We start from the raw sequence: 14,888 nt of genomic DNA on the forward strand, positions 1-14,888 counted from the left end.
TAATAAATACTGCCAATATGAAATTTATAAGTCACTATAGATATTTGTACCTAGCACACATCCGGTCATTGCACCGCTTAAACAACCGGAGCTGTTAGCTGGGAAACTGTCAAGGGCCCCGATTCTACCATCGGGGTTTATACACCCTTGACAGTTTTCCTGCGTGGCTAATTTTGTGACCGCGGTGCTGTGACGATCTTATTTTAATCAGCCATCCGGAAAAGGCAGGTGTGCCGAGGCAACGAAAGCACGCCTGTCGCGCGACGGCGAGGCTGGCGGTGGAATGCAGCCTGGAGCGAAGCGCGTGGTGGTATTCTGCCGCATGCCGCAGCCGTATGGACTATGAGCACGTATCACATGGAGTGACCCTGGCTTTGGTCCAGGTTATTCCCTCGCTTCTTTTTCCTCTTGCGCTTTTTATCATCATCCTGTGCAGGCGCAACATAAACACTTTGCCCATCCAATAAGGTAGCTAAAAGTCCTTTCCCCTGATGATGGCTTTGCTGCTTTTCTATTTTGACCGCTTGTTCTTGTTTTTGCTGTTCTTTTACCTCCTGCTTTTGTTCATAAGAACCGTGTTTTAAAGTATTGGCATATTTAAATGATTCTTTGATCTCCCGGTCATATCCAAACCGGCTGTCAAATAACTTTTCCGTAGCTTGCTTAAAAGCTACCCGGTCAAACTGTCCGACTTGCTGACTATGCACGGCATTGGTACCCCTGGAATTATTCAAAGGGCTTAATTTGACACGATTACTGGCATCCTTCCTGCTGACAATGATCTGGATGTGCATTTGCTCACCAGGCTTCCTATCGCCTCGCTTTACTTGTCCCTTTCTTACTTCCAGATCTTTGTAAGTGTAGTATCTGTGATTCTCCAGCTTCCCGTAATACACCAGGTCCTGGTTACCATCAATACCATTTCGCTTAAAATTCTTAGCATAGGCATCCATCACCTCGTTAGCATAACGTTTTAATTGCTCTTTAGCACCTTCTTCTCCAAGCTGGGACTTTAGATAAAGCAGCTCTTTTTCACTCGGGCTGATATTGACCAAGAAAAACTTAGCCTCATCTCTGGACAGCTTGGCTATATTGTTATCTATGCCTTGCCTTACTTCATAGGCCTGAATATTATCTCTTTCAGGATTGAACCAATATTCCGGCCGGTAGCTTTGCTTTAACTGTTCTGCTAACCGGTTTTCTTTTTCCAAATAGGCCACCAATTGACTGCTGCTGCCTTTGTTATTTCCTGTTTCGCTTTTGGTAATATTTACATACATGCTATCAATTCTTTATAAGTTCCTGAGCATATTTCGGACATACTTGATCAGTTCATCTTTTTCTACCTGCTTGGTCAGCATACCCATTTGCTCCCTGTTTTGGATATAGTGCTCCAGTATCTCTGAGAACCTGCTTTTGAGTGTCTTTTTATCATACTGAGCGGTATCCAATCCCGACAGGTATTTGGCGATCTGGTTAATGTTCTTTGACTGTTCTGCATAAGCAGCTTTCTGCACATCATTATACTTTAGGATATGATGATTAAAGAAATCGACGATCTTACCCTGTACGGTTATGATCCTCTCCGAATCTTTCTTCATAGGGATCAATAATTCCTGCTCCTGTGTTTTGATAAAAGCTACAATGTTGTCGGTCTTGCGATTGATCGCATTCTTAAGCAGCTCGTCATTCAGGTCCCTCGGATCTTTCTTACTCTTATAAAAATAGTCCACCATATAGATGAAAAGATCCAATTTGGTCAGACCATGCTTATTGGCCAAACTCTGTATCTTTTCATCTGTTTTAACCGGAAACCTGATGGTTTTTACATTTTCATCTTTGGTCATATTGCCTGTTATTTCTTTAAAATCAGTATACCGTCAGGTATACCGAAAACATAACCTATTGTATTAAGCGGGGGGTAAAGTATACCACAGGTATACGCGAATCGGCTCTGCCCCGCAGGGCGAGCGGAAAAAGTCGGGTGTGCCCGACTTCCGCTCGCTCCCCCCGCTTTCGCGGAAGGACTGTAAACTGCTTGGCTATGCAGATATATAGCTGCGCAGATACACAGCTATTCAGATATACCGCTATACGGTTACGCATCATCCTTCCGCCTCCCATCCGGCAGGCCAATAAACCTGGCTGCCGAGTTTTGGATGATAAGATGGCTGGTAACGGATATAGCCATATTCATCCAGTTCCCGGATGCATTTATGGTAAGTAGCAATCGAAGCGATCTTGCTGAACGCCATTAGCTCTCTGCGGGTAACCGCAAAAGGGTTGGCAAAACCATTTCGTTGCCATTGGATAAATAAAGCCGAAAATAAGCTGATATGCGTTGCAATCAGTCGCTGGTCCTTGCTCATACGACGAAGTAGCTTGCCGTAGCCAGCGAGTTCTGCATTTGAAATGGTTTGCCTCATCTCAAGCCCCCTTCCAAGAGCTTGTTGATATCTTCCAGTTTGTAGTACATGATGCTGCCTATCCTGGTAAAACTCAATGTGCCATTGATTCGTAGATTTTGTAAAGTACCCGGCGAGATATTCAGTAGTTTCCTTACTTCATTACTTTTCAGCCATTTCTTAGATTGCCCTTGCCCTGGCTGCATCAGTTGTTTGATCTCGCCTAGCATTTCATTCTTAAACTCTCTTAGATCTTCTTTCGTGATAATTTCCAAATTCATTTTTGCCTCCTTTTTTAGTTCAAATTCAAACCTGTTCAGACGTGGAATGGAATAGCCCCGTCTGAACGATCTGAAAGCAAATGTCAAGGCAAAAGATGTAAAATGAATGACCATTGTAGGCGTTTAGTCACGGATAGTAGGGTAGTTCTACTTTTTATTCTTGAGAACTATCTCGAAGAGCTTATCTTCCTCAGCTATTTCAATATACTTTGGCGGTTTGGGTTTATTACGTGGGGCAAAGTAGTTGTGAGCAGTATCAATCGGTATTTCGTTTACGCCGTGTTGGAAGTATTTGGCAATCATTTTGTACCATGGGCTCTGGCCTTGCGAGCTGAGCAGCTTAGTCTGTCCCAATGTCAAGTTTTGAAACTGATGCACAAGATCCATGAACGTTGCAATATATCCGTTAGTGATGACGACCTTTTCATTTGCATCGAAATCTTTCGCTTGCTTTAATTGGGCTTCCAGTTTTTCAATCCGCGCCTTTAACTGATCGATCAGTTTATCTTTTTCACCGATGACTGACTCCAAGGGTTCAACTTTATGCCACTGATCAATACTTTTCAGGAATGCCAGAAATACTTCCAACTTAGCTGTAAAAATCAGCCCTTTGGCATAGGTACTACCAGATGGCTTAAGGCCTTTATAGTATTTAATCCTGTTCTTTATGATATCATAAACATGATTGAAAAAAGCTTCTTCCCGGCCGGCGTTCCCTTCCAGGTAGTGATTTAGCTGGTGATTGTAAAACAGGGCATATTCATCTTTCCTGATTTTATAGATCTTATCCACAAAGAAATTTAACCCGAAAATCTTGTCTGTAAAGATTGGCCAGCCGATATCATAACGATGGGGGAATAGCTCAAACCGGCTTCGGAATTTGAAATAACTGTATTGTGTTGACATAGTTAGGGATTTTATACAAAACGCTCAAAAAGCGGATATGGTTTACGGTTGTTTTATAACATTTTAAAGCGAGAGAAGCCGTTCAGACCAGGAGAGTTGAGTGTGTGCTATATATAACAATGTTATATTGTTAACAAGTTTAATGATCATTGTCGAGGATATATTTTAACTTCATATATTACGTCATAAATCCTAACTTAATCCTTAATTTTGCGCCATGGCAGCTGCGGAACAAATTAAAAGTCTCATCAAGTCGTTTGGCGAGGGCGACGAGGATCGTTTTTTCTCATCGGCTATTCAAATCGCCGCGTCCGAAGCTCGCCAGGGGCATACTAACATTGCTCAAGAACTAAAATCACTTATTGAGGAAGCTCGAAAAAATAGATCGCATCAAATTTTTGATAGGAACAAGACGGTTCACATGTCCCCACAAAAACGTGAACTGGCAGAACTGATAGATATTTTTCAGCCGCAATTATCATTGAAAGATATGGTGCTTTCTCCCGAGATTCATAGTGTTCTTTCTCGTGTTATCGACGAACAGCGCAAAATCGAGATTTTGAAACAGCATAATCTTAGCCCTCAGCGAAAACTTCTTTTGATGGGACCTCCAGGATGTGGAAAGACAATGACAGCCGAAGCTATCGCAGGTGAATTAGGTATCCCCGTATTTATCGTCCGTTTGGATGGGATCATGTCTAAGTTTATGGGCGAGTCAATTGTTAAACTCCGTCTGATCTTTGATGCAATGCCTGCACAGCGTGCAGTGTATCTTTTCGATGAATTTGATTCGATAGGTTCCCACCGTCATATCGGCCAGGATGTCGGGGAAGTAAAGAGGGTGCTCAACAGTTTTCTGATCAATATTGAAAAGGATCAAAGCAATAGTATCATTATTGCAGCAACCAACTTACCTGATGCTTTGGACAGGGCATTATTCAGGCGTTTTGACGAAATTATATCTTATCCGTTGCCAACCAAAGAAGAAATCGCAGAAATTTTGAGAGAGAAAACGCAGCATTTTATTTTTGACGGCCATCCGGATTTTGACCAATTGGCAACAACTGCTGATGGACTTAATTTTTCGGACCTAGTAAAAGCCTGTGAAGAGGTTGTAAAGGAAATGGTATTGAGTGATAGAAATTCATTATCTTTAACCTTACTAAACCGAATCCTTCACAAGAAAAAGCTATAATGCCAATTATTTCCGAATTACCGCATATTAAGATCAACGGCCATGTAACTCCTGAAACTTATCGGTATCCGCATACAGTAGTTATAGAATTTCCTTTGGTTGCGAGGAACCGAGCGATTCACGGTAATCGCATTTTGCAACAGCTCGAACAGATCAGACAGCGGTTTGAGCAACTTGAGAATGAGCCCTTGCCGGAGAATATAGTAAGCGATGATGCCATCTACGTCGAATTTATTTCAGAGTGGAATTTTCCGTTAAACTTTAATAGTTTACATAGCGATGCTGACCATCCCAAATATCAAATTATTAAGGTAACAAAGGAATTTAGTGATGATGACATGGGCAGAGAGCGATATCGTACTCTAGCCATGTTGACAAAAGGCGGAATCAGTCATTTTATAAAACACGTAACGGATTATATTAATATTGAAAAAGATGTCCCTAAAAAGGATGATGACGGAAATATAGTTGCGACAAATCCCAAATATAATTCACTCTTTGCAAATCTTGAATTGATTCAGATCGCTACCCTGCGGGAGTTTTGGAGCGACGGACTGCTCATCGATTTTCCAAATGGAGATGAGAACAGATGGTGGGAGGTTTGGTTCAGGAGGACTTCAAATGATGGAGAACGAATCGAGCGTGTCAACCAAAATTTAAGAGCGATTGGAGCACAGATAGGACAATCAGAGATACAATTTCCGGAACATATTGTACGGCTAGTTAAGGCGACTGCTAACCAGCTTTCATCATCCTTATTACTACTAGATAATCTAGCTGAATTGCGTAACCCACAAGAAACTGCTGACTGTTTTATGCGAGAGGGTTTAAGTGGCCGGGAGGAGTTGATTCAGGATCTATTGGATCGAACTGATGTACAAATCGATGAGAACTCTGTGCTTATCTGTCTTTTGGACAGCGGCGTAAATAATCGCCATCCTTTAATTACACCATTCCTTCCTAATGATCGACTTTACGCCTATAATTCTGACTGGGGGAATTTTGATAGTTGGTCAGGAGAAGGGCACGGCACCGGTATGGCCGGACTCGCTCTATATGGCGATCTAACGGAGGCTTTCGCTTCTCGAGAAAGGATTGTAATTACTCACGCCCTTGAATCCTTTAAGATCAAACAATACGGTGTTGTAAATGATCCTGACCTTTATGGAACGATCACATTAAACGCAATCAATCAACCAGCGATCACTCATCCAGGTAATCGCCGCGTATTCTGCCTTAGTATCACAGATGCGGACTTTGCATTCAGGGGGCGACCATCTTCTTGGTCAGCGATGATCGATAGAATTGCGTACGGAAAAGCAAGTGAAGCTTCGCCACCTCAATTATTACTAATCAGTAGCGGAAATGTATTTACAAATCAACATATCGATTATACCGACCTGAACGACACCTCTAGTGTTCACGACCCAGGACAAGCGTATAATGCGCTTACCGTGGGAAGTTATACGATGAAGGATAGATTAGACGCTGCGACACTTCCTGAATGGAGGATACTTGCACCTCGTGGTGGCATGTCACCTTCGAATTCAACATCTTTACTTTGGGACAGCCAATGGCCGATCAAGCCAGATATCGTGATGGAGGGCGGCAATATGACCACTAATCAAGTAGATGTTTCTCACGTTCCGGAATTACAACTAATTAGCACTAGTAAACGACATCAGGATAATGTCCTTCAATTTTTTGGAGATACTAGCGGAGCGGCGGCGCTTGCTGCAAAACTTGCTGCCGAAATTGCAACCGCATATCCTCTATATTGGCCGGAAACAGTTCGAGGGTTGATAGCCCATTCCGCTGAATACTCCGCACAAATGCTCGGCAACGGACGACATTTCCCTACGACTTCTGCTGAGAAACGAACATTATTGAGGCGCTACGGACACGGCGTTCCAAATCTGCAAAGGGCGCTTTATTCTGCTTCAAATTGTCTCCACATGATAATAGAGCGAACGATACAGCCCTTCCAGCAGGTCGGGACGAATTCGCCCAAGTATCATCAATACCACCTCTACCAATTGCCATGGCCGGCGGACATTTTGCGTAACGAACTAGCAGAAAGTAATGTGCGTCTGAAAATAACTTTGTCTTATTTTATAGAGCCCAATCCCGGTGATCGACGATATGTCAATAATTTTCAGTACCATTCGCATTCCCTAGACTTCATACTTATCAAACCAGCCGAGGACCTTGACACCTTTAAACTCCGGGTTTCTAAAGCGGCTGAAGATGATGAAAGTGATGAGAACGTCAACCGAGAAGGCGAAGTGTGGAGTTTGAAATCAGCGCGAAATCGAGGAAGCCTGAAGAAAGACTTTATAGCTACTTCTGGTGCCGACCTTTCCACACGACATGTATTGGCGGTCTATCCAAAGAATGGATGGTATCGTACACGAAAAAAATTAGGGCTTGCCAATAGTATCGTTCGATACAGTCTGATTGTTTCTATCGAAACTGAAAATGTAGATGTTAACATTTACAATCCTGTACTTCAAATGGTTACTATTGAGCTTTAGCGCAGATGGCCAAGCATTCTCCGTATGACTCTTCGCAAAATGTGATATGTTAATCCCATTTAATTCACTAAGATTAATGGATTATACGCCGTGTATAACTAAATCATTTTCAGCTGAATAGCAATGTCTTGTATGAATTTAGCCATAGGTCTTTTGTGAATATCTTCAAGATCCATATAGTTGCCAATCAGCATCCGATTGGCTAATTTCTCATTTGATAAAAGTTTTTTAAACGAGGTTGTCAATGCTTTTTTATACGAGCCTGTATATATTTGTGATTTAAGGATCAGTTCCTCTACCAGATCTGTTTGCGTTTCATAAATTCCCTGGATATTGAAAACTTCCTGAAATGATTTTAGGTTGGGATCCTGTAAATTATCTTTATCCGGGTCAAGAAATAGGATTTTGATAGTTTCTGCATTTCCAGTTGCCAGATACTTCGCTAAACTGCCTGGGGACAATTTAAACGTATAGGGTTTTGCCGGTTGATCACCATAAAGGTCAAAGTCCACTGAAGATTTACTTTTTGCATTGTTACAACAACTACATACCGGATAAAGATTATAAAAACAAATGCTTAGAAATGGATACTCATCTTTGTTCCTGTAATGATCCAATTGAAATTTTCCTTGTATAGTAACGCTGCTTTCGTTGGGACTGAACTTCTGAATGGAAAGTGTTGGCTGAGAATTGCAATAGACGCAGGCTCGGAGTCCGAGTTCGCGGAAAAATTTGGGGTAAAAGGTCCTCCTGAGGTGCTTATAATTTAGTGCTCTCAGAATGTGGCTTGATAGACTGATTTTCGCCTTGTCATTATCGGGCACTTTGCCGAGATCTTTCGCTTTTTTACTGATTTGCTCCTGATCGTAGGTAAGAAATCCTTTTTCTTCAAAACAGGCGATTACTTTATCAAGATAATTTTTTTCTTCCTGTATAAATGAACTACCGAAATCTCTTTTTACAATGTCTAGGGCTGTTTTTGCGTCCTTGAGTATTTTTTCAATCAGTGTCCGATGATTTCCAATCACCCCTTCCATTTTAATTGAGCCTATTGGTATCATAACTTCCTCAATTGCGTTAATCTCTTGATTTCTTCTTCTAGTTTGTCCGGGAACTTGCTGTAATATAGCTCTTCGACGGCTTGTTTTAGAACAGGCTCGCCAATGATCCCAAGGAGACTCTTAATAGTCTTCTTGTTCCAATGTCCCTTACCTTGCGGAGTCGTCACAGAACCATCAGGATGATGTTCGCATTTTTCCAGGTAATCAATAGCATCTGTAATTTGTTTTTGCGCATAATCCCCCATGAATCCACCCTGTAAATAAAAACTGTCGGCAAGGAGGTCATGAATATTTGCCCCGAACGTTTCTTGTCCAGTCGGACAAGGGTTACCTGCATCCAATCGTAGTACGTGTTGGGAAGGAATATCAGATAAAATGAAAGGAGAATGGGTTGAAAAAAGGATATTTAAGCATTTTATGTTGGGAATATTGAGCCGGGCTATGCCGTTCAATAATTCCGAAACGATTCTTTTCTGGAAGTCAGGGTGAAAATAAAGCTCCACTTCATCCAACATCAAATTAACATGCTGGAAGGATAACAAAGTTGGCCTGTTGAATACTGTATTCAAATTAATCAAATGATAAAGAACGGCTTGAGTAGTATGCACTAAATGTTGTTCTCCTGAACTGAGCGAATGAAACGCTGTATCATCAACAAGGATAAATGCCGGACGGTAAAAGGCTGTGGGCATGTATTCCAGAGGATCCAGTACTTTAATTCCCCCCGTAGCGGTTTGAAGCCGTTCTTCTAAAATGTCGATTGGGATTTCAATTTTCTCATCTTTCCAAACAATTCTTTTTCCAGAGTCTGCACGTAATAAATTAAATCGTACACAATTCAGGATCTGTTTGAGTTTAAGCGTTATATGTGAGTTTTGTCCTTTTAAAAAGTTTAAATAACCTGCTAATTGGCGAATGTAAACCTCATCAAGTTCAACACTGAATTTGTGAAACTCATGTTCAGGATAATATTTGATGGCAATTTTAAGAAGCTTTTTGAAGACGTACCGGGTGATTTTATCAAAGTAGATAATATTTGTGCGGAATTCATCGATCTCGCATTCCTTCTGCATAAAAACTTCATAAGTTGACACGAAGATATCTTCGAGGGTTTCAGTCGTTTCTTTCAGTTGGCGTATAATACTAGGCTCCATTTCTGCGCCTTCTATCTTTTTTAATTGTACTTCGTCAAAGCTGAACAAAACCGATTTAATCGGCTTATCACTGAGGACATTCTTAACGGTCATTGTCTCATCCATCAGATTCGCGAGCAATCTGGATTGCGCTAGATGTAGTTCTGAATTAACGTTGATATTGCCGTCCCGGCGAAATGGATTGATCACGATAGGCGTTTGATAGCCATCATTTTTATGAAACAATGATTTTAACCATTGACCACTCTTACTGGAGTTCAATCCGTAAAGGGAGTAGTTAATCACAACGGTATAGAAATAACGACCCAAATCGGTATGATCAAGTGAAAAATCAATTGCTGGAAAAAGGACAGGGTTATAAGTATCCGGTGTAGCTCCTTCCTTAAACTGAATAATCTGACGATCGCCATTTTCAATTCGAATGCACTTGATGTCGGCATCGTCTCGAAAATATATTTCTGCGGCGAAATCACTAAATAATTGCTCATGCTCCGAAACCGCTTTTTTCAGCTCCATGATTTTGTCCTGATCTGCTGGCGTATCTATTAGTGCAGCATTAAGGTCATGTTGAGCCTCCACTCCATTATCTTCCAGTATCAATTGCTTGTTGGCTATGATATAGGCGGCAAGAAAGATAAACTCGAAAAGGTTACTTTTACCTGATCCATTTTTACCCACGACAGCGGATACCTTAACTTCCAGATCAGCAAGCGTTTTTTTTCTCCCGATTTCTTTTCGGGGTATATTATACAGATTGGTATCTTTATTCGGGAAATAATTAATCGATTCAACAGCGCTAGCCTTGATACAAAATTTGTATGCTTGGTGAAAAATGTAAGGGTGGTCCGCTTTTAGATTTCTGAGAAAACGCTCTGCACAATTAGATAGAGGGCGTATAGCGATTAAACTAAAATTACTCATGTAATTGGGTCTGAAGGGAATCGGATTCTTTATGCACAAATTTTTTAAAGGCGTTCATTTTCTAATGATTTTTTTTAGATTTAATTCTCATCTGAAAAATCCCATATAGAGTGAATATTTTGCGTTTCCTGTGACATCATGGTATCAATTTCTATGTTACAAGATTGTATCCTTTCAATAAGGGTGGTGATAGGGTTATTTAATTTATAGTTATGTATTAATTTTAAAATAAGTTCGTCCGGCAGATTATCAAGGGATAAATATTCAATTCGGTCCTTTTTTATCAAATAGCCTTTCTTTTTGATATCATTCAAGATCTTGTTACCAAAGATATCCAACAATCTATTTTTAATATTTAAATCAACAACCAATGACGGATTTTTTGTCTTTAAAAACTCAAGAGAATATAATAGCGAATAAACTAATTTAGCCTTTTTGTGAGGGGTGTTTGCCCAAACCACTTGATTAAAAATAGACCTTGTAACATCATAACCCTCCAACAGATCCTTCATTATCTGAATGAAAATTTCGTCTTGAGATTTCCCTTCGAGGCCTGAAATAAAATCACCGATAATCTTTTTGGCAAAAAATTTATAAAATGAATGCTTATCCATTTCGAGGCATAGCATGACGAAGTTTAGATCAACAGTTTTATATCGTTCAAAATATTTAATTAGTTTTTCACCATAAATAACCTCCTTTGCTTTGTCATCTAAATCCTTTATGAATAGGATTGTAAGGTAATCTTGGAGCGTACGATGCGGGAATCTGTAACTAAACCCATCTAAGACAATTACGGATAGCGACACCGATAGGTCATACGCAACATCATCTAAGTCAAATGTAAGGTTCAATTTAGGCTTTATAAATTTTAGTCGCTCTTTCAAATATTCAGAATCAAAATCATAGCGAGACTCGAAAAAACTTATATAGGCAAAACTTTTAAGAATATTATCAAAATCTTCATTAGCGAGGTGACTTTTTCTTGGATGTTTAAAACCTCCTTTCTTTGAAATACTGTCATGCTTTGTAATAAGCGTATCCAAAACGTGACCATAAAATTTGCTCTTTAATTTGGGGATGTCAGGATACTTGCTATAAGTTAAAATAAACATAGATAGTAACAATGGATTGGACAGGTAGCTCTTAAAGTCAAAATTTTTCCGATCTTCTATTGTTTCAATGATTTTATGGAGTAACTCATCATCATTAGCAGCTCTCAATTGTTTTTCCAGAAAGCTGTTTATAGTATCATTATTTAGTGGATCGACATAATAGCAAATAACTCTCGATAGATTTTCTACATTTGATCCAGGGCGAGAGGTCAAAACGAAATAATTTTTATGAAATTCATCAAAAAATTGTTCTATCTCAATTGTTATTTTCTCCAATATATCTGAACGTAGTTCATCGTATCCGTCCAAAATAAATGTGAAGTTGCCTTTACTTAACGCCCGTTCAATTATTTTGGAATTAGGCTTTATTTTGTTACTTGTCAAGACAGAATAAATATATTCTCTCAACCCCCCAGAGAAGCTATTTAATGTTCTAAGTTCAATGTAAATTGGAATCTTTTTTAAAAAGGTAGAATTGCAACATTCTAAGAATAAATGTTTTGCAAGCATTGTTTTACCTGAACCAGCATAGCCAATAATTGCAACATATTTCGATCTTGTGAATAAACTTTCAATCAGATTTAAAGAATTAATTTTTTGATAAAGATCGTAGGCGCTGTGCCAACTTTTTCTAGTTTCTATTTCCAGAGGAAAAAAAACATCATAAAACTTGACTTTTTCATGAGAAAAAAGAAAGGTATTGGTAAATGAGAGCTTATTATAGTGGTTCTCCAAATAATCCTCAAGGCCTATATCAAAGAGGTTAACGATTTCATCTTTTCCGTCGCGAAAGAGTGAAATGATTTCTGCTTTAAATGTTGATAAGGGAAGTTGCATGAATAAAGATAACACATATAAGAATCAAAGTACTATTGTGAATTAACACATTCAGAATTCATCGAAGAGGATCATTGTTAATAACGAAAGACGCAAAGCGGCATACTTCTCTATTTATATGGCTTTCCAATATTGACATTGTTAAGAAATCCCGCATCACATGTGGAATATTTGAGTACATGATATTTGAGAAGCTTCCGAACCAGACGGACAACGCTAGCATATCTATTCAATGTGCCACGGTCGCAAGTCATATTGTAGTTGCAATTACACAACTAATAATGTTATCTTAAGACAATATGAAAGCGAACCTTTTTTATTAAGCATTGTTACTTGTATATATCAGAGTTAAATAGACCTTATCGGGAAAAAATGTGTACAGTAAGTTAAAGATTCATGTAATTTATAATACACGAAAAACAGTGGTTTTGGGAATATTTTAATCATCTTCGAGCTACAACTACTCATAAAATTTATTCTTCCCAAATTATGCTTAATACAAATTGATTACGATCTGAATAAATACATTTTTCGAAAAACGAGCGATCAACATCTTTATCCCAAACATTCTCAAACCAATCATTAGCAGTAATGGGTAATTCCTCATCAAACTTTTCACCTGTTTTAAAATATACGCCGGCAAGTGTGTTTTTAGGTACAGTGCCATATGGCTTTTTTAACCATTTATAAGGGAAATCATGGCTGAATTTAAACCATTTGATTTTTCCAGCGATAGAACATACCAACATAATCGGATGCTTATCAATGGTCATCAACTTTATAACCGTTGCAGTTATACTGGTATTATATTTTCTTGCCAGCTCTTCTATAAGAGCAAAATTAAATTTCTTCTTGTGACAGTCCCTTTTTATTCGAGTTTCAGGCAATAGTAGACTTGATGCAAAATAATCAGCCTCAACTTCGACGAGATTTTTGGAAGAGAAATTAGTAAAAGATGGATGCGACGGAGTTTTACCATTCAAAAGAGCCTGGCGGTGTTCGTCTATAAAATAATGCCCCAATTCATGGGCAAAAGTGAAACGCGATCTCGGGCTTTCCGCTGGGCTTTTTTGTATGTTGATGAATATATGAAAGGAATTGTGTTCTTGTTCAATCAACCCGTCGAAAGCACCGCCATAACTACCATAGCAATAGGAAATCTTTTTTCTCTCAGCAATGACTTCCGGCAAAACTATTCCATCGGGACAATATATATCGGCAATGGTTTCTGCCAACTCAGATAATTCTGCTTCCCGGATTTTAGGTAACATTTTAAGTTGCTTTGTTTTTATTCTTCGCGGCCAATTTATCTTTTTCCATTTTGTCCTTTACTTCTTCAGAAATATCATTTCCTTCTCTGGCTGCTTGAGCGAGCTTCATCGTGTAATCAGATAATGAAAGTGTGATTGCAGAATGGTTTTGGAAAACCTTCTTTCCAAGAAAAACAGAAGGATCTCTTAAATTCATTGGCATGCTAAGCTTGTTAACTTTTATGTTTTCCTCTATTTTATTAAAGTCAGCGCATGTCCTGGGAAAAATAAAACCTAACTTTCTAAGCGATTTGCTAATACTATCATCAAACAAATCGTCAATATGGTTAATTTCGTTGTTCATGATCGGCCTATTTTCTGATTATCATTTTTGACTGTAGTTCTTCTTTAATTGCTTTTCTAAACTTTTGAAGGATTTTACGGATATTTTCGCGGGTTGTTACCCATTTATCTTCTAATTCGTCCAAAACTTCAGTTGGTGTGTATTTATTTGTTTCGTAATAATTGTATGTTGTTAAAATTATATCGCGATCCCTGTCTGACTGCTTGTTGATATAAGCCTGTACATGCTTAATGTTTTCCGAGTCGCCACTGGAATCTGCAATTGCCTGTTGAATTTCCGTTTCTTCCTCATTTTCTAAATCCCCTATAAATTCATCAAAGTCGGTATTAAGCCGTTTAACTATATACTGCTTTTCTATGATGCAAGATTCCTCAAAGGTTTCGCTATCTGAATGCTTTTTATAAGCATCGTCCAAAAAGTTATCATAAAAAACGTGCTCCATAATGGTAGTCATCCATTTAGTTATAGATAAACGGATGTTATCAGGATTACGGAGTTTTCCTCTTTTAAACGTTGAGGCCCTGTTGTAAATTACATTGAATGTATCGGCTATTAAATCTTCTGCCATTTTTTCGTCTCTGGTTACTCCTTTGGCGATAGTCAACATTATTTCCCAATAATGTTGGTAAATTTTACCGTAGGCAGCGAGCGCTTCATCTGGAAAATCTTCTTTCATGCCCATCAAAGCGATCAAGTCGTCATCTGGTTCATCTTCTGCTGGTGATACTTTTGCGGCGTTATTCATTATGTGAAAAAGGTATCTAATTGATTATACAAAAAAGCGTGAATTTTTACAGGCTTTAGCTTAATTCACACAATTCTGTATATAGGTTAAATGAAGATAAGAAATTATTTTTTAATCTAA

Annotated in this window: 13 protein-coding genes; 2 read left to right on the forward strand and 11 right to left on the reverse strand. The window is 38.9% G+C overall.

The genetic code is table 11. From position 1 onward, the window contains the following. Nucleotides 1-353: 353 nt before the first annotated feature. From BLR84_RS25020 to BLR84_RS25040, 5 genes are all read right to left on the reverse strand, one after another. Nucleotides 354-1,280, reverse strand: coding sequence for a DUF5712 family protein (locus BLR84_RS25020; protein ID WP_090472999.1), 927 nt, complete (start codon nucleotides 1,278-1,280; stop codon nucleotides 354-356). A gap of 12 nt (nucleotides 1,281-1,292) precedes the next feature. Beyond that, nucleotides 1,293-1,847: a BfmA/BtgA family mobilization protein gene (locus tag BLR84_RS25025; protein WP_090473000.1), complete on the reverse strand. Its 555-nt coding sequence runs from the start codon at nucleotides 1,845-1,847 to the stop codon at nucleotides 1,293-1,295. 258 nt (nucleotides 1,848-2,105) lie between these two features. Beyond that, complete coding sequence (locus tag BLR84_RS25030) at nucleotides 2,106-2,426, reverse strand: hypothetical protein (protein WP_090473001.1); 321 nt, start codon at nucleotides 2,424-2,426, stop codon at nucleotides 2,106-2,108. Further along, nucleotides 2,423-2,686: a helix-turn-helix domain-containing protein gene (locus BLR84_RS25035; protein WP_090473002.1), complete on the reverse strand. Its 264-nt coding sequence runs from the start codon at nucleotides 2,684-2,686 to the stop codon at nucleotides 2,423-2,425. The genes BLR84_RS25030 and BLR84_RS25035 overlap by 4 nt, the downstream gene beginning before the upstream one ends. A 147-nt stretch (nucleotides 2,687-2,833) precedes the next feature. Next, nucleotides 2,834-3,592 (reverse strand): hypothetical protein, encoded by a 759-nt coding sequence (locus BLR84_RS25040; RefSeq protein WP_090473003.1) that lies wholly within the window; start codon nucleotides 3,590-3,592, stop codon nucleotides 2,834-2,836. A 217-nt stretch (nucleotides 3,593-3,809) separates the two neighbouring features. On the opposite strand from BLR84_RS25040, the gene BLR84_RS25045 reads away from it, so the two are divergent. Continuing rightward, the gene (locus tag BLR84_RS25045; protein WP_090473004.1) at nucleotides 3,810-4,787 is read left to right on the forward strand and encodes an AAA family ATPase; all 978 of its coding nucleotides are present in this window, start codon (nucleotides 3,810-3,812) and stop codon (nucleotides 4,785-4,787) included. Continuing rightward, nucleotides 4,787-7,321, forward strand: a complete 2,535-nt coding sequence (locus tag BLR84_RS25050; protein WP_090473005.1) for a S8 family peptidase — start codon at nucleotides 4,787-4,789, stop codon at nucleotides 7,319-7,321. The genes BLR84_RS25045 and BLR84_RS25050 overlap by 1 nt, the downstream gene beginning before the upstream one ends. Nucleotides 7,322-7,419: 98 nt before the next feature. On the opposite strand, the gene BLR84_RS25055 is transcribed toward BLR84_RS25050, so the two are convergent. From BLR84_RS25055 to BLR84_RS25080, 6 genes are all read right to left on the reverse strand, one after another. Continuing rightward, nucleotides 7,420-8,382 (reverse strand): hypothetical protein, encoded by a 963-nt coding sequence (locus BLR84_RS25055; protein WP_090473006.1) that lies wholly within the window; start codon nucleotides 8,380-8,382, stop codon nucleotides 7,420-7,422. After that, the gene (locus BLR84_RS25060) at nucleotides 8,379-10,457 is read right to left on the reverse strand and encodes an AAA family ATPase (protein ID WP_090473007.1); all 2,079 of its coding nucleotides are present in this window, start codon (nucleotides 10,455-10,457) and stop codon (nucleotides 8,379-8,381) included. The genes BLR84_RS25055 and BLR84_RS25060 overlap by 4 nt, the downstream gene beginning before the upstream one ends. Before the next feature lie 80 nt (nucleotides 10,458-10,537). Further along, complete coding sequence (locus tag BLR84_RS25065) at nucleotides 10,538-12,409, reverse strand: NACHT domain-containing protein (RefSeq protein ID WP_090473008.1); 1,872 nt, start codon at nucleotides 12,407-12,409, stop codon at nucleotides 10,538-10,540. A 473-nt stretch (nucleotides 12,410-12,882) separates the two neighbouring features. Then, nucleotides 12,883-13,680, reverse strand: coding sequence for an ImmA/IrrE family metallo-endopeptidase (locus tag BLR84_RS25070; protein WP_090473009.1), 798 nt, complete (start codon nucleotides 13,678-13,680; stop codon nucleotides 12,883-12,885). Between the two features lies 1 nt (nucleotide 13,681). Continuing rightward, nucleotides 13,682-14,023, reverse strand: a complete 342-nt coding sequence (locus BLR84_RS25075; protein WP_090473010.1) for a hypothetical protein — start codon at nucleotides 14,021-14,023, stop codon at nucleotides 13,682-13,684. A 7-nt stretch (nucleotides 14,024-14,030) separates the two neighbouring features. Next, a complete protein-coding gene (locus tag BLR84_RS25080; protein WP_090473011.1) occupies nucleotides 14,031-14,768 on the reverse strand; it encodes an RNA polymerase sigma factor in 738 nt (245 codons plus the stop codon). Nucleotides 14,769-14,888: the final 120 nt, after the last annotated feature.

The organism is Mucilaginibacter sp. OK268 (assembly GCF_900103125.1).
In the GTDB taxonomy this organism is placed as follows: domain Bacteria; phylum Bacteroidota; class Bacteroidia; order Sphingobacteriales; family Sphingobacteriaceae; genus Mucilaginibacter.